Source organism: Nocardia transvalensis, assembly GCF_015477765.1.
Classification (GTDB): domain Bacteria; phylum Actinomycetota; class Actinomycetes; order Mycobacteriales; family Mycobacteriaceae; genus Nocardia; species Nocardia transvalensis_A.
This window is the reverse complement of record NZ_JADLQQ010000005.1, coordinates 137,777-155,088: the sequence shown is the minus strand read 5'-3', so window position 1 is coordinate 155,088 and position 17,312 is coordinate 137,777. Positions and strand designations below refer to the sequence as shown.

The 17,312-nt window shown below is 66.6% G+C and carries 23 protein-coding genes; 12 read left to right on the top strand and 11 right to left on the bottom strand.

The annotated features are described in order from the left end of the window. Positions 1-131 precede the first annotated feature (131 nt). Positions 132-746 (top strand): cutinase, encoded by a 615-nt coding sequence (locus tag IU452_RS15790; protein ID WP_195109824.1) that lies wholly within the window; start codon positions 132-134, stop codon positions 744-746. Positions 747-763: 17 nt separating this feature from the next. Here IU452_RS15790 and IU452_RS15785 read toward each other — a convergent pair whose 3' ends face one another. From IU452_RS15785 to IU452_RS15775, 3 genes are all read right to left on the bottom strand, one after another. Then, positions 764-1,261 (bottom strand): hypothetical protein, encoded by a 498-nt coding sequence (locus IU452_RS15785; RefSeq protein ID WP_195109823.1) that lies wholly within the window; start codon positions 1,259-1,261, stop codon positions 764-766. 98 nt (positions 1,262-1,359) lie between these two features. Continuing rightward, positions 1,360-2,667: a hypothetical protein gene (locus IU452_RS15780; protein WP_195109822.1), complete on the bottom strand. Its 1,308-nt coding sequence runs from the start codon at positions 2,665-2,667 to the stop codon at positions 1,360-1,362. Next, a complete protein-coding gene (locus IU452_RS15775) occupies positions 2,664-2,888 on the bottom strand; it encodes a hypothetical protein (RefSeq protein ID WP_195109821.1) in 225 nt (74 codons plus the stop codon). Before IU452_RS15775 ends, IU452_RS15780 begins: the two co-directional genes overlap by 4 nt. 314 nt (positions 2,889-3,202) lie before the next feature. On the opposite strand from IU452_RS15775, the gene IU452_RS15770 reads away from it, so the two are divergent. Both IU452_RS15770 and IU452_RS15765 read left to right on the top strand, forming a co-directional pair. Continuing rightward, complete coding sequence (locus IU452_RS15770) at positions 3,203-4,087, top strand: hypothetical protein (protein ID WP_195109820.1); 885 nt, start codon at positions 3,203-3,205, stop codon at positions 4,085-4,087. Continuing rightward, positions 4,080-5,855 (top strand): GMC family oxidoreductase N-terminal domain-containing protein, encoded by a 1,776-nt coding sequence (locus IU452_RS15765; protein WP_195109819.1) that lies wholly within the window; start codon positions 4,080-4,082, stop codon positions 5,853-5,855. Before IU452_RS15770 ends, IU452_RS15765 begins: the two co-directional genes overlap by 8 nt. On the opposite strand, the gene IU452_RS15760 is transcribed toward IU452_RS15765, so the two are convergent. Then, positions 5,856-6,563, bottom strand: coding sequence for an alpha/beta fold hydrolase (locus IU452_RS15760; RefSeq protein ID WP_195109818.1), 708 nt, complete (start codon positions 6,561-6,563; stop codon positions 5,856-5,858). Between the two features lie 150 nt (positions 6,564-6,713). On the opposite strand from IU452_RS15760, the gene IU452_RS15755 reads away from it, so the two are divergent. Both IU452_RS15755 and IU452_RS15750 read left to right on the top strand, forming a co-directional pair. Next, entirely contained in the window at positions 6,714-7,544 is an 831-nt protein-coding gene (locus IU452_RS15755; RefSeq protein WP_195109817.1) for a class I SAM-dependent methyltransferase, read from the top strand. A gap of 5 nt (positions 7,545-7,549) precedes the next feature. Then, positions 7,550-8,164 carry a TetR/AcrR family transcriptional regulator gene (locus tag IU452_RS15750; protein ID WP_195109816.1) on the top strand — a complete coding sequence of 205 codons (615 nt, stop codon included), beginning with the start codon at positions 7,550-7,552 and terminating at the stop codon, positions 8,162-8,164. A 31-nt stretch (positions 8,165-8,195) separates the two neighbouring features. Here the strand turns inward: IU452_RS15750 and IU452_RS15745 are convergent, their stop codons facing one another. Beyond that, the gene (locus IU452_RS15745) at positions 8,196-8,546 is read right to left on the bottom strand and encodes a DUF1844 domain-containing protein (RefSeq protein WP_195109815.1); all 351 of its coding nucleotides are present in this window, start codon (positions 8,544-8,546) and stop codon (positions 8,196-8,198) included. A gap of 372 nt (positions 8,547-8,918) precedes the next feature. Between IU452_RS15745 and infC the strand changes: the two genes are divergently transcribed. The 4 genes from infC to IU452_RS15725 all read left to right on the top strand — a co-directional run bounded on the left by infC (position 8,919) and on the right by IU452_RS15725 (position 11,159). Next, a complete protein-coding gene (infC, locus tag IU452_RS15740; RefSeq protein ID WP_195109814.1) occupies positions 8,919-9,563 on the top strand; it encodes a translation initiation factor IF-3 in 645 nt (214 codons plus the stop codon). Between the two features lie 65 nt (positions 9,564-9,628). Further along, positions 9,629-9,823, top strand: coding sequence for a 50S ribosomal protein L35 (gene rpmI / locus IU452_RS15735; protein WP_195109813.1), 195 nt, complete (start codon positions 9,629-9,631; stop codon positions 9,821-9,823). Positions 9,824-9,900: 77 nt separating this feature from the next. Further along, positions 9,901-10,281, top strand: a complete 381-nt coding sequence (rplT, locus tag IU452_RS15730; protein WP_195109812.1) for a 50S ribosomal protein L20 — start codon at positions 9,901-9,903, stop codon at positions 10,279-10,281. Positions 10,282-10,319: 38 nt separating this feature from the next. Next, positions 10,320-11,159 carry a TrmH family RNA methyltransferase gene (locus tag IU452_RS15725; RefSeq protein ID WP_195109811.1) on the top strand — a complete coding sequence of 280 codons (840 nt, stop codon included), beginning with the start codon at positions 10,320-10,322 and terminating at the stop codon, positions 11,157-11,159. Positions 11,160-11,188: 29 nt separating this feature from the next. Here IU452_RS15725 and IU452_RS15720 read toward each other — a convergent pair whose 3' ends face one another. From IU452_RS15720 to IU452_RS15700, 5 genes are all read right to left on the bottom strand, one after another. Further along, a complete protein-coding gene (locus tag IU452_RS15720; RefSeq protein ID WP_195109810.1) occupies positions 11,189-11,665 on the bottom strand; it encodes a M23 family metallopeptidase in 477 nt (158 codons plus the stop codon). A 377-nt stretch (positions 11,666-12,042) separates the two neighbouring features. Then, on the bottom strand, positions 12,043-12,453 hold the full coding sequence (locus tag IU452_RS15715) for a hypothetical protein (protein WP_195109809.1): 411 nt from the start codon (positions 12,451-12,453) through the stop codon (positions 12,043-12,045). Positions 12,454-12,549: 96 nt separating this feature from the next. Beyond that, positions 12,550-12,711 (bottom strand): hypothetical protein, encoded by a 162-nt coding sequence (locus tag IU452_RS15710; protein ID WP_195109808.1) that lies wholly within the window; start codon positions 12,709-12,711, stop codon positions 12,550-12,552. A gap of 193 nt (positions 12,712-12,904) precedes the next feature. Further along, positions 12,905-13,111 (bottom strand): DUF397 domain-containing protein, encoded by a 207-nt coding sequence (locus IU452_RS15705; protein ID WP_195109807.1) that lies wholly within the window; start codon positions 13,109-13,111, stop codon positions 12,905-12,907. Then, a complete protein-coding gene (locus IU452_RS15700; RefSeq protein WP_195109806.1) occupies positions 13,108-13,992 on the bottom strand; it encodes a helix-turn-helix domain-containing protein in 885 nt (294 codons plus the stop codon). Before IU452_RS15700 ends, IU452_RS15705 begins: the two co-directional genes overlap by 4 nt. Positions 13,993-14,224: 232 nt before the next feature. On the opposite strand from IU452_RS15700, the gene IU452_RS15695 reads away from it, so the two are divergent. From IU452_RS15695 to IU452_RS15685, 3 genes are all read left to right on the top strand, one after another. Beyond that, a complete protein-coding gene (locus IU452_RS15695; RefSeq protein WP_195109805.1) occupies positions 14,225-14,440 on the top strand; it encodes a hypothetical protein in 216 nt (71 codons plus the stop codon). A gap of 62 nt (positions 14,441-14,502) precedes the next feature. After that, positions 14,503-15,474 (top strand): alpha/beta hydrolase, encoded by a 972-nt coding sequence (locus IU452_RS15690; RefSeq protein WP_416382327.1) that lies wholly within the window; start codon positions 14,503-14,505, stop codon positions 15,472-15,474. A 138-nt stretch (positions 15,475-15,612) separates the two neighbouring features. Further along, the gene (locus IU452_RS15685) at positions 15,613-16,275 is read left to right on the top strand and encodes a hypothetical protein (RefSeq protein WP_228817924.1); all 663 of its coding nucleotides are present in this window, start codon (positions 15,613-15,615) and stop codon (positions 16,273-16,275) included. Between the two features lie 42 nt (positions 16,276-16,317). Here the strand turns inward: IU452_RS15685 and IU452_RS15680 are convergent, their stop codons facing one another. Further along, positions 16,318-17,088, bottom strand: coding sequence for a hypothetical protein (locus IU452_RS15680; RefSeq protein WP_195109803.1), 771 nt, complete (start codon positions 17,086-17,088; stop codon positions 16,318-16,320). Between the last annotated feature and the right edge of the window lie 224 nt (positions 17,089-17,312).

The following is a 17,312-nucleotide window of genomic DNA, read 5'->3' as shown; positions in this document are numbered from 1 at the left end:
TTGCGTTACGGCCAATATTTGACCCGCGGACATAACTGTTTCGCCCAAAAACATGCCCACCGGCAATTTTTGGGTACACCTTCCGCAAGCCGGGCCGGACCCGGAGGCACGATAAATTAAGAAGTACCATCATGCGTAGAGCAACGGCGCTCTTCGCCGCATTATTGTCGGCCATCCTCCTTGTCATCGCATACCCGTCGGCTCCGAAGGCGCACGCCGACAACTGTCTTGGCGACTGGGCCATCGGTATGGGCGGTCTCGGTGACAACACCTCGTCGGTTTTCATCCCCTATGTGGATCAACCCGTCGGCTACAACTCGCTCGATCCGCTGTCCGGATTGAACGAACTCGACCGGCTGTTCTGGCAGCATCGCAATGCCTGCCCGGGTGACCACATCAGGTTGATCGGCCACAGCGAGGGCGCGGGCATCGTCCACGCCTGGGTGACAGCCCACCAGAATGTCGGCAATGCCAACGCCATTCTGCTGTCGGATCCCAAGCGCGCCCCCGGGCCCGGCTGGGGTGGCCTGTCGTCGACTCCCGGCAACCACATCGTCGGTTATCCGCTCGCCGGTGTCGACGACTGGTTCGGTGCCTTTCCGGTGTTGACGGTCTGCAACCACGACGACCAGATCTGCGATACCTCCGCTGGTTGGTACGGCTATCTGTTCGCGGGCGCGCACACTCGCTACGATTTCAACGTCTGGCACTACGGCCCTTGGGATTCGGGCGTCTGGTATCGGTAGCCGGTGATTCGTGGGGATCAGTACCCGTGCGGTACCGGTCCCCATTGGCTGAAGCCATGGCCCATCGACGTGCACACGGCCACACCCTGATAGGTGATTTCGCATGTCGCTCCGGCATGGGTGACCGAATACTGCGGGGCGCGGTGGTTCGCGGACGCGATCCGCGGGAGCGCCGGATTCCCGCCCGGCAGCGTGTGACTGCCGTTGGAGTTCCACTGCGGATGAGCCGGCACCATCGGCGAATCGATGATGATGGCCGGCACATTCGGCACCGACACCTGCATTCCGGCGTACTGCACATTCATCGACGGGGCCGGGACCGTGAGGTCGCAACCCACCGTCGCGTTCGGGCCGATCGAGCAGTTCCACCCGCCCAGGGCGAAATACACCGTATCGCCGATTCGGGCGGGGCCGGGCCCCTCGTCGGCCTGCGCGGTGCTCACCCCGAACAGACACGCGGCGGCACCGAGAATTCCCGCGCAAATCCGTGCAGCGGCATTGTTTTCGGTGGCCATGTAGAAAAGCTATCACCATGCGCAGCAAAGGCAAAGGATTCTGTCGAGGGGCCGCGACAAATCGGCAAAGGCGTGAATGCGCCTGCAATTTCGCTCGGTTACCGGGTGTCGGGCCGGTCGTCCCACTCGCCGGCGGTGGCACGGTGCCGGCCCAACCGGCGGCGTTTGAAGAACACCTCTTCCACCGACATCGGCGGAATTGCGCGGGCCACGACGGCCAGCCGATCGTCGTGGCGGTACTCGTCGAGATGCCATTGCAGGCCCGCGCGGCGTTCCGGCGGCAGGGTCGACCAGATCGTGCCGATATGGGCCTGGACATCGGGGTCGGCGAGCGCGACGGTCTCCAGCAGCATCGGCCACAGACCGGCCGCGGTGGCGTGGGCGGGCAGGTCCGCGACGGTGGCATCGGACAGCCCGGCGAGCAACCGGGCGGCCTCGCGGTGGATGGTGGTGTCGACGAACGACAACAGGGCGAACAGCCCCCGCCAGCTGCTCGGCCCGGTTTCGCCGTCGAGGGCGGCGATCAGTGCGGCCAGGGCCGGTGGGTGGCCGACGATCGGATTGGCCGCGAGTCTGCCCAGCGCGAAGGCGCCGAGGTGGCCGGTGAAGGTCATCAGCTCCGGGACGGCGCCGACCTGAATGGCGGTATCGATGAGATTGCTGATGGCCGGGGGTGATCCGACGGCGAACAGGATGTCGCCGACGGCGGTGATCACATCCGGATCGCAGCGGGCGAAGACCGACAGCGCCGCGGCCTGCAGTTCGGGCGGTCCGGCGAGGACGGTGCGCACCATGCGCGGAATCCGTTGCCGCGCACCGACGAGCAGCTGCCGCACGATGGCGCTGATGCTGTCCGCGGCGAAAGCGTAGGCGGCCGAACAGATCAGCCCGGCGTCGTCGTCGACACCCCGTTCGACGGCCGCGACCAGGGCCGGGGTGGCGTAGGCGAGATACGGCCCGGCCGTCACGTAGTCGCGGCGGCGCAGAATCTCGTTGACGATCCGCACCACCGGTTCGGGCGGCGCCACATCGGCCAGCTTGCCGACGGTGCGCGGATCCAGATAGGGAGCGCAGTCGGCGGCATACGAGGGGTTCAGCAGCGCAACGGTTTCGGCGGCCTTCTTGGGATGATCCACGCCGACGGCCCCGGCCGCGCGCCCGGTCATCATGGGCGGCACGATGCGCTGCACCAGCGGCATCGAGATGGTCAACGGAATGATCGGCACCAGTTTGCTGATCCGCGAGAACGTTTCGGCATGCTGATCGAACAGGACCCCCGACATGCGCTGCTGAATCTCGTGCAGCGCGTCGGCGCCGAGCCGTTCCAGATGCGCGAGCCGTTCCGGCGGCACGTGCAGGGTGCGTGCCAGCAACACGATCTGTGCGCGGGTCACCAGATCCGTCATCGGTCCAGGCGATCGCCGAACATGATCTTCTTGGTGACGGCGCGCAGCGGCCGCGGCAGCGCGCCGATCATGGCGTCGATGGATCGGTCCAGTGCCTGCGCCTCCTCGCGCCGGGCGGCCCGGAAAAGCATGAGCAGATCGGCTATCTCCTGCTCGGTGAGTTGATCCGAGGCCGCCAGCGGGCCGTGCAGTTCCTGTTCGAGCTCACTTCTCGCGGTCATGCTGCTCCTGGTCGTTCGTGCCTCGGCAGCGGGGCCACCGGCGAAGACATTGTCGGAATGGTAGGAGCGGTCGGAGTGGTGCGTGGGGATTCGAGCACGATTTGATCGATATCACGTCAGCAGTGTGCGCGTATGAGTCCTGCCCGGCGCATGAGGACTGTGAATTCGAATCCAAATTACTTGGTGCGGTGCACAATTGGCGGGGCCCTGGACTGTGCTTTGCGGGATCTACCGGCGAAACGCCAAAGTCCTCGCGGCCGCGTCGGTACGGTGATGTCACACGCCATTCCGGACGTCGCGCAGCAGGGGCCATGATGTGGGACGACAAAATTGCCGCTGTCGGTCGCCGAGACTTCCTGACCCGCACGGCATGGTTTGCCGCTTACGCGGGTGCGGGTTCGCTACTGCCGGGCGCGGTTTCGCCCGCGAGCGCGGGGGCGCGGTCGGTCGGTCCGCTCGCCGCGGTCGACGATTTCGTGCTGGACACCATGCGCGGCGTGTGCGTCATGGTGTTTCCGGGGCCGGACGAATGGTCGCGGGCGCAGGGCGTATCGCGGGCGGGGCCCGGGTCGATCGAGGTCGGCGGCGGCGAATTCATGGTGGACCTGTTCGACAACTATCTGGCCATGGGCGATCAGCTCACCAAGCCGCTGGCCTTGGGATTCGGCCGGGCCCTCGACGAGCTGGGGATACCGGCGCCACCGCTGCTCGGTGTTCCCGAAAAGCAGGTACGAGGGTTCGACCAGGCGCTCGGATACCTGTATTCCGATCGCGTTCTGCCGCTGTCGGTTCTGATGGCACTGACCCTGACCTTCGGCACGGTGCTGATAGCGCCGGGCGCGCTGGTGGGTCCGCTGGGGTCGCCGTTCGCCCGATTGAGCCTGCGCGACAAGTGCCGCGTGCTCGAGCTGATCGAGCGCCCCATCTCGGAGCTGATCGCCATCGTCGACCGTGCCCTACCGGGACCGCTGCGCGGTGGCGGCTCCGGATTCCTCCAGTTCGGCGGCGGAATTCTGCTCGAGGCCACGGCCTTCGGCGTCCACTCCGAGATGCGCATGTTCGACCCCGGCATTCGCGACGTGTCGCCGCGGCCGCCGTCGTGGGATCTCACCGGCTACCGTCCGGCCGGGCTGGTGGACGGTAACCCCGAGCTCATCGGGTACTACCAGGGCCGCAGGGAGGTGTCGGCCGATGCGTGATGTCATCGTGATCGGTGCGGGCGGTGGGGGTCCGGTCGTCGCCGCGGAGCTGGCCGGGCGGGGGCTGGACGTGTTGCTGTTGGAGGCGGGCCCGCGCCATGCCGCGCCGCGAGCGCAGTGGTCGCACGCGGAGAACGATGCGAACAATCCCAATAACGGCTATCTGCGATTCGGTCCGCAGGACCGCGGCAAGCCCGCCTGGTTCCGCGAGTGGGCGACCAACCTGTTCGCCTGGCAGCTGGCCGGTGTCGGCGGAACCACGGCCCATTACTTCGGCAACTGCCCCCGGCCCTTTCCCGGTGTCTTCCAGGGGTACTCGGGTGCGGACGCGAATGCTTACGATCGTGAGCACGAATTCCCCTTCGGATACGACGAATTCGTGCCGTACCTGGAATGGGTCGAGGCAACCCTGCCGGTGCAGACGGCGGCGATGGGCACCAAGGAGAGCCTCACGTTCCGCGGGTGCGAGCGCGTGGGACTTCCGGTGCAGACGTCGCGGACCACCACCGGCAATTCGTTTCGGCCGCAGCAGAACGCGATCCTGCAGCCGGGTGGCAACGCTGGGCGCACCGACCGCACCGACCTGCTGACCTACCCGGCCGCGACCGGCTGCACATTCTGCGGACACTGCTTCCAGGGCTGTTATGAGCCGGTGCACGCTCCCCGCAATCTGTTCGCCAAGCGCTCGACCGACAACAGCTATGTGCCACTGGGGCTGGCGGCGGATGCGGTGCGGCCGGGCGGCAGGCCGGTCGAGCTGATCGCCGATTCCTTTGTGACCTCGATCAATTCCGAACAGCGCGGCGACGAGGTGAGGGCGACGGGTGTGAGCTGGCGCGACAACACCAACGGTGCGCGGTTCACCGAGGATGCGCGGGTCGTGGTGCTGGCGGGAGGTGCGACCGAGAGCCCGCGGCTGTGGTTCAACAGCGGGCTGCCCAACCCCAACGATTGGGTGGGCCGCGGGCATACCGACCACTTCCTGGACTGGGTGGTGGGCGCGTTCGACGAATATACCGGGAATTCCAAGGGCGCCAACTCGTCTGCTCGTGTCGACTTTCCCGGCCACGGGGGGATCGAGAACGTCGGCTTGACTCCAGCGATTCAGGCCTTCTCGATGTGCCTGTCCGACAGCGGTATTCGCGGCGTGTACGACAACGGCCGCGGGCCCACGGGCCCGTGGGACGGACCGGCGGGCCGATTGGTCGGCCACGAGCTGATGGATCTGCTGACCGGCGGGATCGACCATCTGCTCAATTTCCTCGTCATCACCGACGACCATGTCGAACCGGGCAACCGGATCACGCCGTCGCTGTTCCCCGCCGACGAGAACGGCGCACCGGCCAAGATCGATGTGTCTCGGCGGCAACGGAAACGCCGAACTCTGGAGAATCGGGAGTTCATGGCGTGGCGGGCCGCGGAGATCATGCGGGCGGCCGGGGCGAAGAGGGTGTATCGAATGGACTGGGCCCCGTTGCTGTTACATGTGCACTCCTCGATGCGGATGGGGACCTCGGCCGCGAACTCGGTGCTCGACGCCAACGCCGAGGCGCGCTGGGTCAAGCGGCTTTTCGTTGCCGACAACTCCGCCCTGCCCAATTCCCTCGGCGGCCCGAACCCCACCCTCTCCACCCAGGCCTTGGCCACCCGGACCGCGGAGAAGATCTTCCGGATCTACTTCGGTGGCGACTCCTGGGTGGACAAGGAAGCCCCGATCGTCACCACCGACGCACGCATCACCGCGCGACTGACCGAATTGGGGTTGTAGTCACCGGGTGGCGATGGCGTGGATCAGCTCGGCCAGGTCGACCGGGCGTGACCACATCGGCCAGTGCCCGGTGGGCAGGTCGACATATTCGATGTCCAGGTGGGGCAATTCGGCGAACATCGGCTCGTTGCCTTCGTCGCGCAGCTTCTGCACCAGGGCGGCGGGGAAGCTGTTGCAGATGATCGTGGTCGGCACGGCCCGCCGCGCCGGGGAATCGCTGAGCCGCAGCGGTTGCGTGGCGATGGCCGCGGGCTCGGAGACCGCGTGATCGGCGAAGTGCTGCAGCGCGCGCTCGTCCAGCCCGGCCAGGCTGTTTCCGGCGGCTTCCAGTTCCGGCCAATCGGGCAGGCGCAGTTCGCGTGTCGTCGGCGGCAGATCGGGCATGAGGGCGAAGCCATCGGGCAGCGGCGCGGAGTCCACGTAGATGGTGCGGGAAAACCGTTCCGGCGCAAGGTCGGTGGCCAGATAGGCGGGCGAGGCCCCACCCGAATGCGCGACCAGCACCACCGGACCGTCCTCCGCCGCGCCGACAATGGCCTCGGCCTGCCGCTGCAACGTCGCATCCAGCCGCTCCGGATCCGCGGGATCCAACCCGGGCAACGTCATCGCCCGCACGTCGTCCCCACGCCTGCGCAACTCATCGGCCACCTCGTCCCACGCCCACGCGCCGAGCCAGAATCCGGGTACCAGCAGTATCGGTGTCGCCATGGCCCGAGCATCGCATGCCCCACCCTTCCCCGCCCACCTTTCGTCCTCCCGCGCCCGGCGTCAGGGGTGAGGGGTTGACGGGGCGAGCGGGGCGAAGCATTATGAACATACGTTCATGAACGTGTGTTCATAATGACTGAGGAGTGAGCGATGGCGCAGATCGTCAATACCGCGCAGGCGGAGGCATGGAACGGATACGAGGGGGAGCACTGGGCTGATCACTTCGATCGGTACGACGCGGTCAATGCCGGGTTCAATGAGCCGTTGCTGGCCGCGGCGAACGTCGGTGGGGCGGATCGGGTGCTCGACATCGGATGTGGCAATGGGCAATTGACGCGGCTGGCGGCTCGCCGCGGGGCCTCGGCGATGGGGGTGGATCTGTCGGGGCCGATGCTGGCTCGGGCTCGTGAGCGGGCGAAAGCCGAAGGGGTGGGGAATGTTTCGTTCGAGCAGGGGGATGCCCAGGTGTATCCGTTTCCGGACGCGGCGTTCGATGTCGCGTTGAGCCGGTTCGGGATCATGTTCTTCACCGATCCGATCGCGGCCTTCGCCAATATCTCCCGCGCGCTGCGGCCGGGCGGGCGGCTGGCCTTCGTATCCATGCCGCCGTTCTCCGGCACCGATATCGACAGCGTCTTCGCCGCCGCCGCACCGCATCTGCCCGGTTTCGAGATCGGGCACGGGTTCAGCGCCTTCGCCGACCCGCACCGCATCGAAGGGTTGTTGACCGAGGCGGGATTCACCGGGATCGACTGCCGTGCCGCGGAGGCCGACGCCCGCTGGGGCGCCGACGTCGCGGACGCCACGGATTTCATCGTCGGCTGGGGCCCGATGCGCTATCACCGCGAGCGCAACGGCTTCGCCACCGACGATCTGGTGCGCGAGGCGATCGCCGAGGCGCTGACGCCGTTCGCCGGACCCGACGGTGTGCGCCTGCGTGCCACGGCCCTGCTGGTCACCGCGACCACCGCATTACCGTAAATCCCATGTCACCGAGGAGGGCAGCGGCGCTGCGCGACCGCGACGACCACGACCTGCGCGAGCACCTGATCGCCACGGCCGAGCGGCTGATCGCCGAACAGGGGAGTACGGGCCTGACCGTACGGGCCATCGCCCGCGCGGCCGGGGTCGCCGACGGCGTGCTGTACAACCATTTCGCCGACAAGGAGGAACTGCTGGCCGCGGCGCTGCGCGCCCACGTCGACGCCGTGCACCGCGGACTCCCGCCGCTGCCCGCCCCCGGCACCGCCACCGTGGAGCAGAACCTGAACGCCTATCTGCACCAAGGTCTATCCCTGCACCGAGCCATCCTGCCGGTCTTCACCGGCCTGCTCGCCCAGCCCGCGGTCCTGGCCAAATACGCGGATGCCCCCTCCCACGAACGGGATTGGCGCGACGCCCTGACCGACTACCTCACCGCCGAACGCGACCTCGGCCGCCTGTCCCCAGATGCCGACCTCACCGCCGCCGTAGCCATCCTCGTCGGCATCTGCCACGACGCGGTCCTCTCGGCCCTGCTCCCCGGCGCACCCCGATCCCACCCCGTCGCGCCGGTCGACTCGGTGATCACCACTTTGCTAAGAGGTATCGGGGCCTTCTGATCAGTGCACCGGACGGGTGTCTTCTCGCCGATCAGTGCACCGGGCCGGTGTATTTCTCGCCCGGGCCCTTGCCGGGCTCGTCGGGGTGGGCCGAGGACTCGCGGAAGGCGCGTTGCAGGGATTGGAGGCCGTCGCGGATGGGGCCGGCGTGGGGGCCCAGGTACTCGACCGAGGCGGTGACCAGTCCGGCGAGGGCGGTGATGAGGCGGCGGGCCTCGTCCAGGTCGCGGCGGGGGCTGGTGTCGGGGTCCTCGTCGGCGAGGCCCAGCTTCTCGGCGGCCGAACTCATCAGCATGACGGCCGCGCGGCTGATCACCTCGACGGCGGGGATGTCCGCGAGTTCGCGCACGGTCTCGGGCTCGTTCAGCGACGCCTCACTCATGCCCGTAGCATGGCATCGGCACCGATCTGCCTGGTCGCGGGGGGCGGGCGATTGGGAGTATCGGTAGGGGGGATGTTAAGCTGTCTGTCGACGACCGCCCCGGTCCGGTTACTGCAACAGGTTCGGGGCCATAAGTGGAGCCCGACTCCCACCGTTGGCCGGCGCCGTGTTCGATACAAGACACGCCAGGCTCGACGGTCCGGTCGCCCATCATTTACCGATGGGTTCCTCGTGCAGGGTTTTCCCAGCGCAGGGTCGATGCGGAGTCGTTCGCGTCGATGGCCGGTCGACATCGGGCCCCGTGGCGGTGAAATACCGTGACGGGGCTTTCGTGTTGGATATGGGGTTGCAGTTATAGCTTGCGGTCGTTGGATGACACCGCTTGACCTAGGAGGCCCCATCAGCACTGAGACCCGCATCAACGATCGCATCCGCGTACCCGAGGTCCGCCTCATCGGACCCGGCGGCGAACAGGTTGGGATCGTGCGTGTTGAAGATGCACTGCGCGTCGCCATGGAGGCAGACCTCGATCTGGTCGAGGTCGCACCGGATGCGCGCCCGCCGGTCTGTAAGATCATGGACTACGGCAAGTTCAAGTACGAGACGGCGCAGAAGGCACGCGAGTCCCGGAAGAACCAGCAGCAGACCGTGATCAAGGAGCAGAAGCTCCGCCCGAAGATCGATGACCACGACTACGAGACGAAGAAGGGCCACGTCCTTCGCTTCCTGCAGGCCGGCTCGAAGGTCAAGGTGACGATCATGTTCCGCGGTCGCGAGCAGTCGCGACCCGAACTCGGTTTCCGGCTGCTGCAGCGGCTGGCCTCCGACGTCGCCGAATTCGGTTTTGTCGAGACCTCGGCCAAGCAGGACGGCCGAAACATGACAATGGTCCTCGCACCGCACAAGGGTGCGAAGACGCGAGCGAAGGCGCAGCAGACCTCGTCGCCGCGCAGCGCCGCACCCGCCTCCGGCGGTGACGCCCCGGCCCCCGCGGCCGACCAGGCCACCCCGCAGTAGAACCCGCACAGCACCGGCGGCCCGCGCCCTCGCGCGCCGCCGGTACGAGACAGATTGAGGAAATCATGCCGAAGATGAAGAGCCACAGCGGCGCCTCGAAGCGATTCAGGGTGACCGGCAGCGGTAAGCTGCGGCGTCAGCAGGCGAACCGTCGCCACAATTTCGAGCACAAGCCCACCACGCGGACTCGTCGTCTGGACGGCACGGAGCCGGTTGCGAAGGCCGACGTCCGTCGCATCAAGAAGCTGCTCGGCCTCTGAGTAGCTGCGCGATTCGTTTACTTCCCGACCATCCCCGGGCGCCCGCGAGCGCCCCTCGATCGAACAAGGACTGACCAGTGGCACGCGTCAAAAGGGCCGTCAACGCTCAGAAGAAGCGTCGTAACATTCTCGAGGCCAGCAAGGGCTACCGCGGCCAGCGCTCGCGGCTGTACCGCAAGGCCAAGGAGCAGCAGCTCAAGTCGCTGACCTACGCGTTCCGGGACCGCCGGGCGCGCAAGGGTGACTTCCGTAAGCTGTGGATCGCCCGCATCAACGCGGCGGCCCGCGCCAACGACATCACCTACAACCGCTTCATCCAGGGCCTGAAGGCCGCCGGTGTCGAGGTGGACCGCAAGATCCTCGCCGAGCTCGCGGTGTCCGACGCCGAGGCGTTCGCCGGCCTGGTGGCGGTCGCCAAGGCCGCCCTGCCGGAGGATGTCAACGCCCCGGCCGCCTGAGTTCGCGAGCTTTGGCCACACGTGATTCGGGACGACCCGTGGACGCGCTCTCCGAGCGCAATCCGCGGGTCGTCTCCGCTATCAAGCTCCATCGCTCCGCCGCCCGCCGCAAGGCCGGGTTGTTTCTGGCCGAGGGCGCGAATTCGGTCGAGGCGGCCCTGAATACCGAGCGCGTGGAGGAACTGTTCTACTCCGCTCGCGCGGCCGAGCGTGAGCACGAACTGGTGGCGAGCGCCGTCGCGTTGGGCGTGCGGGCGACGCTGGTGAGCGAGCGGGCCGCGGAGCAGCTGGGGGAGACCGTGACTCCGCCGGGTCTGGTTGCCGTATGCCGCCAGGTGGACGTGCCGCTGCCGCAGGTGATCGGCTCGGTGGCGGCGAAGGGGCGCGAGGGCGATGCGCAAGAGCGTGTACAGGCTGGCATATTGGCTGTGCCTGTGGGGATTTCGGATCCGGGTAATGCCGGAACGTTGATTCGGGTTGCCGATGCTGTCGGGGCGAACGGCGTTGTGCTGGCGGGGGATTCGGTCGATCCGCACAACGGCAAATGCGTGCGCGCCTGTGCTGGAAGTCTTTTCCACGTGCCCATCGCCCGCGAGCGTGACACCGATGCGGTACTGGAGGCCCTGAAGGACGCCGGGGTCACCGTCCTGGCCACCACCGCCAAGGGCGAGGTCGACCTCGACGACGCCGACGACATCCTGCGCGGCCCCGTCGCGTGGCTGTTCGGCAACGAGGCCCACGGCCTCGATCCCGCGACCGCGGCCCGGGCCGACCACCGCATCCGCATCCCCATCCACGGCCGCGCCGAAAGCCTGAACCTCGCCGCCGCAGCGGCGATCTGCCTCTACGCGGGCGCGCGAGTCCAACACCGGCAATAAGGAACCCAGGACGGCTCTTCCGGATGGGCTCAGCACAGCCTCTCGGTATCGGGAGCGGGTGTCTCCGGCTCGGCCGCGCCCTCCAGCCACGGGAGAGGATCGAGCCGATCGGGGCCGGGCGGGGCGTAGCTGTAGCGATGGACCTCGAAATGCAGGTGTGGGGCCACGCCACCGTTGGTGGACCGGTCCGGATTGATCCGGGCGATCCGCTGTCCGGCCTCGACGCGGGCGTTGTGGGGGACCTCGCGCACAATGTGTCCGTAGACGGTCGTGCCGCTACCGTCCTCGGTCGGGTGGTCGACGACGAGCCAGCCCGCGGGATCAGGGCCGCCGTACCCCCTCGCCGCACCGGAATAGATGACGGTACCGCCCTGGGCGGCGTAGACCGCCATCCCCGCGCTGCCACCGACGCGACCGAAATCGGTGCCCCAGTGAAAACCGTCGGATCGTGGACCGAATCCGCTGGTGACGATCCGCCCGACTCCGAGCGGCCAGTACCGCACCATGGTGCTTCACCTCGCATTCCGAGTTCACGGTCCAGATGTGCGCGTACGCGGTGGATACCTGTGATCAGACGGCCGACGGCGAGGTTCAACCGTGGCCATAGAAGGGATACCCGCTAGAAACCGAGCGGTACCTCGTCCGACGCATCTTTGTTCAGGGTCCCCGAGCACGAAGACTTGTGCCGTGCCCTCGGGGTCTTTCGATGTTTCGACGTTCGACGAATTTGGATATCGTCGCGGTTGTCCGGGAACCCGCCCTCGGCTCCGACGACCCCGGTCCAGCCACCGCCGATACCGGGGTCGGGCCAGCATGTGGCTTACTGAAGGCTGATCCGGCTACGCGGTTCGGCTGCTACGACGCGCTCTCCGTGAGGATTTTGCTATCCGAGCGTGACCACCTTGGCCTGGCCGGAAACGACAGTGTCCGCACGATCGACCAGCGCGATCCGCACCTGCACCGTCTGCCCCTTCGACAGCGGAGCCTCCTCACCGGCGGCTCCGACCAAGACGACCACGGCAGTATGCTGGGCGCCATCGCATTCGACGGCTTTCTCCTCGCCGGTAGCCGACGGACCGTCCGCCTGAGGATCGCCCACCATCGCCTTGATGGCGACCACTCCGGCCGAGGCATCGCAGCTGTATTCGACCCCCACGTTCGCCGGACCGACACCCTTCAGGTCGATAGCGTTGGCGGCGAGAGCGGGCCCAGCGGTCGAGACAACGGCCGATCCCATGGCCCCGAAGGCCGTCACGACGAGGGCTGACCGGCGAAAATTCCGAACACTAACCATGGGTCGTCCTCCTGGATAGCAGAAGCAGATCGCCGAGCTCTATCAGAAGACACCGCAACTTCACGGTACCGCACCGCTCGTGCGCGTTCGCCGTCGTCAGTCCGGCGGCTCCCCAACCCCCTCGACCGTATCCGTCGCGGCCTCGGGCCGGGCGTCCTGCTCATCGGCCTTATCGTCCCGATCCCCGGACTTCCGCTCCTTGTCCGGTTTGATCGGCACCTCGTCGCTGTACTCACCTTCATCCTGTGGGTTAGTCACCCCTCCTGGGTTTCCGCTCGTGATCACCTGAAACCGCCCCCAGCGTCAGCCCCCACAACCGCACCCCGCGGCCCTCACCTACCGGTCGGCAGAGCGCCCCACAGCCGCACCCTTTACCCGCAAACGCACCCCTTGCAGGCGCTGGAAGGGGTGCGTTTGGAGGTAAGGGGTGCGGCTGTTGTGGGGGTGGGGGTTAGGCGGGGTCGAGGCGGCCGGTCTGGAGGGTTGCGGTGAAGGCGTCCCATTCGGTGGGGGTGAAGATCAGGGCGGGGCCGGTGGGGTTCTTGGAGTCGCGGACGCCGACCATGCCCTGGGGAAGGTGGGCGATCTCTACGCATTCGCTGCCGCCGGAGCTTCGGCTGGACTTGAACCAAACTGCGGTGGATAGGTCGATGCTCACGACGAGAACTCCCTTGCAATTGCCAGGACCAGGTCCCTGGTCGCGCCTGCATCCAACGCTACCTGCCGAACTGCCGGGATCGCATCACGATACCTGGCAACCTCGACTTCTCTCTCCAGGTACAGCGCTCCGACATAGGTCTCTATGTAAACGACGGGAGGTGGGGTGAGCCTTGTCGACGCGAGCACCGGGAAGCTCAGGAAGCTGAACGTACCGACGATGGGGGCAAGGGGATTCGTGACATCGTGTGGGATAACCCTGAGGGATACGTTCGGCAGCTCGATTACCTCGGTCAAGTGGTGCAGTTGGTCTTCCATCACTCCCGGCCCGCCAATTGGTTGCCGCAGAACCGCTTCCGGCACGAATGCCTCGAGCTCGAACCGTGGATCTGAGAGACGCTGTTGGCGTTGGCGTACGAGCGTAACGAGCCTTTCGATGTCCTCGGGAGGTCGTTGCGGGAACTCGGCCCACACGAGTTGCCGTCGATACTCGGGCGTTTGAAGCAATCCGGGGAGGAGACTGAGATGGAGCTGGGTTATTCGCCGCGCGGTCTCTTCGAGCTGAAGGTAGTACTCGAAGTTGGCCCGGATGTCGTCGATGTGCGGTCGCCACCACCCGCCCTCCGACTTACGTTCCTTACGAACCTCTTCTGCAAGCGTGAGCAGCTCGCGCCGCTCCTCGTTGCTCACTTGCAACCTGTCGCAGATGGCATTCATCAGCAGATTCGTCACATTGTGTTTCTGCCCATCCTCCAGCCGCCCGTACGTTTGCGGCGACGTCTCCACCGCCCGTGCCACAGCGTATTCCGACAACCCGGCACGCTCGCGGTACTTCTGCAGTTGCCGCCCGAGTGCCCTGCTGGCAAGAGTCGAACCACTCATCGCTTAGCCTCGCTATCTTCCGGTGCCAAATTTGGAAAACCTCGTTCTGGAAAATCCGATGAATCACGGCAGTAAGGCCGTGGATAAACTTCCGCCCCGTCGAGGCGAAGCGTATCACTAGATATGCCCCGATAACCGGAAAGTCGCCTTCAATTGAGCAGCGCCCCTTGCGATTTGGAGAGCCTTCCGGCTATCGGGCTTCTGGACATCCGACTCGAATATGGAGATGGTTATGGCCGATCGAACGCTGGCGATGTTCCATCGCCTTCCCGGACATGCCATGTCGCCGCGGCTCATGCATCTCGAGCTGCGCAGCGAACGGCACGCCGACTGCACGCTCGAGACCTGCGATATGAAGCGGTTCTGCTGGATTCGCCTCATCGAGCTGGGTCATCTGCACCCGGGAGATTCCCCGGACGACTGTCCTCGGTGCAAATTGGCCGCCTGACAAGGGCTTTCGTACGACAGGGTGGGAGCCGACACGGCGGCGCAGGTGTAGCAGTCGATTTCGTGCGGTACACCGGAATGGTGAGGGCATCAAAATACTTGGCTGTGTTCGTCAGTGGACTGGTGGCCGTCGTCGTCTCGTCCGTGCTGGTCACCGGCTCGGCCGTGGCCGCTCCGACGGGGGCGCGGGTGGTGGGGGAGGAGGCGATCGGGGATTCCGTCTCGCGCATCGACGTCTACTCCCCGGCGATGGATCGGGTGGTGAGCAGCAGGGTGATTAGGGCCGCGGGCGGCGGGCCCGCGCCGACGTTGTACCTGCTCACCGGCATCGGCGGTGGGACGGACGGGATTTCGTGGTGGGACGACACCGACGTCCGGGAGTTCTTCGCCGACAAACATGTCAATGTCGTGCTGCCGATGGGTGGTGCCTACAGCATGTACACCGATTGGGTCGCCGACGATCCCGCACTCGGCCGCAACCGCTGGCAGACCTTCTTCACCCAGGAACTACCGTCCGTCGTCGACGCTCGCTTCAACACCACGGGCCGCAACGCCATCGCGGGCGTCTCGATGAGCGGTGCCTCCGCCATCGACCTCGCCATCCAGGCGCCGGACCGCTACAACGCCGTCGCCTCCTACAGCGGCTGCCCCTGGGCCGCGGACCCCATGGGCATGGCCATGGTCAGCGCCCAGGTCGTCCGCGGCGGCGGCAACCCGCTGAACATGTGGGGGATACCGGGCGGTGACACCTGGCGCCGCCACGACGCCTTCGCCAACGCCGCCGCCCTCACGGGCAAGGCCATCTACCTGTCCGCCGCCACCGGCACGCCCGGTGCCACCGACCGGGGCGGGCTGGTATTCCCACCGGTCGAAGCGATAGCAAATTCGTGTACCGCATCCTTCGCCAACCGCCTCGCCCAACTCGGCATCCCCGCCACCCACCTCAGCCACCCGGAGGGCTCCCACACCTGGGGCCTGTTCGAATCCGACCTGCACAATTCGTGGCCCGAACTGGCCCGAGCCATCGGCGCCTGACAATTATTTCCGGACGGTAATGTCGATCACAGAGCATTGATTCGCTGGGAAGTTGCTTGCTTGTATCGAGGCATCCGTTCTTACGGAGAGGTGCAGCGTTGCACATCCGAGTTGTGACGCTGAGTGAGAGTTGTTTCGATGAGAGCAAAGCTTGTGACGGCCCTGTCGGCATGCGTGATCGCGGGCCTTCTCGGACCGGCGGCCGGTGCCGATGCCCAGGCGCCGGGACCGGAAATGCACTACTCCGCCGAAATCTCCGGCAATTCGGTCGTTCTGCACACCGACACAGGGAGCCTGAGCGTCGTGGACGGACAGCTCAGGATTCTGGATCCCACTGGTGTGGTGGTCGGCGGCATTCCGCTGAATTATCAGCGCGACGGTAAGCGGTGGCCGATTGCGGCCAGTGTGCACGACACGACCGCTCAGCTGACGCCGAGCACCGATCCGGGGCAGGCGACCCCCGCGCCGCCTCCGCCCGGCCTCGACCCCGAATCGGACACATTCAACGACGCGCTGTCGCATTTCTCCACCCAGGTCGGCGTCGGCGCCGCGCTGGGCGGGCTCATCGGCACGGTCATCGGCGCCGGGGTCGGCTGCCTCGCCGGTGGGCTGGTGGCGGGTGCCACGGCCGCCGTCCCGACCGTCGGCGTGCTGGCCATCCCGGGCTTCCTGGGCGGCTGCCTGGTCACCGCCGCCGCGGCGGCGGCGATCGGTGGGGTGGCCGGGACCATCGCCGTCGGTGTCCCCGTCGCCATCGCCGCGGGGATCCTGTTCTTCAACACGGTCAACGCCCCGCACTGATCGGCGCGGCGGTGACCGCCCGATGGCCCGCTGTCTCGCGCGTCAGTTCTCGTCTGCGCGGTTGGGGCTGTTCACGCTGATGGTGTCGATGTGGCAGCGGGGGCCGTCCGCGGTGGGCTGGGTGAGGCTGCCGCCGGAGCCGGTGTAGGTGATCTCCGGCTGCAGGCAGCTCTGTTCGTTGCTGTCGCGGAAGGTGATCGTGGTGTCGGAGAAGGTCAGCCGGCCCGGGAAGCGGGCGTTGTTCCACGGTTCGATGGCGAACAGTGCCATGTTCTGCGCCTGATCCCGCATATTGATCGAGAAGTCGACCGAACCCGACCGCCCGGTGACGGTCTGCGTCCAGACGCCGTTGGCCCGATTCAGGACGATGTCGATGGTGAGGACCTCGCCCACCTGGACCGACATGGCGCGTCCTGCGCGGCAGCCCCGGTAGTCCGGGTGATTGCCGACATTGACGTACATCGCGGCGATCCACCAGGTCGAGTACGCCGGGGGCTGTGGGGTCGGGGCGCAACTCGGTCCCCAGGTCAGGACGGGTTGCAGGACACCGAGGCCGATCGGATTGTAGTTTCTGCCGCCCGGGCGAGGCTCGAGGCCGGGCCACAGGAACATCGTTCCCACTCTGGGCAGCTTCGGTGGCACGGTGAAATGGGTTTGCAGCCGCACCATCTCGTTGTCGACCGGCAGCTTGAAGTACACCCGCGACTGTCTGTCGGGCTGGACTTCGCCGGGTGCGGATCGTGATTCGTCCAGTGGCTGGGAGGGGGTGGTCGGCGGCTGGGCCACCGAGCTGGGCAGCGATGCGAAAAGCATTGCCAGCAATGAGATTACGATGGTTGCGGTGGAGCGCGACGCCCGCGCGTGTGTAAGTGTCATACTCCCGCATGGAAGCACGAAATCCCCCTCGAGGAGGACGAATGAGCGTGGGGCAGGGCGATGTTCGCATTTGCGTCACCAAAACAGCCTCTGCAATAAGGGTTTTCGTCCGTACTGGGTCATTGTCACCGAACGCGGCCGGACCGGTCATGGTTACCCTC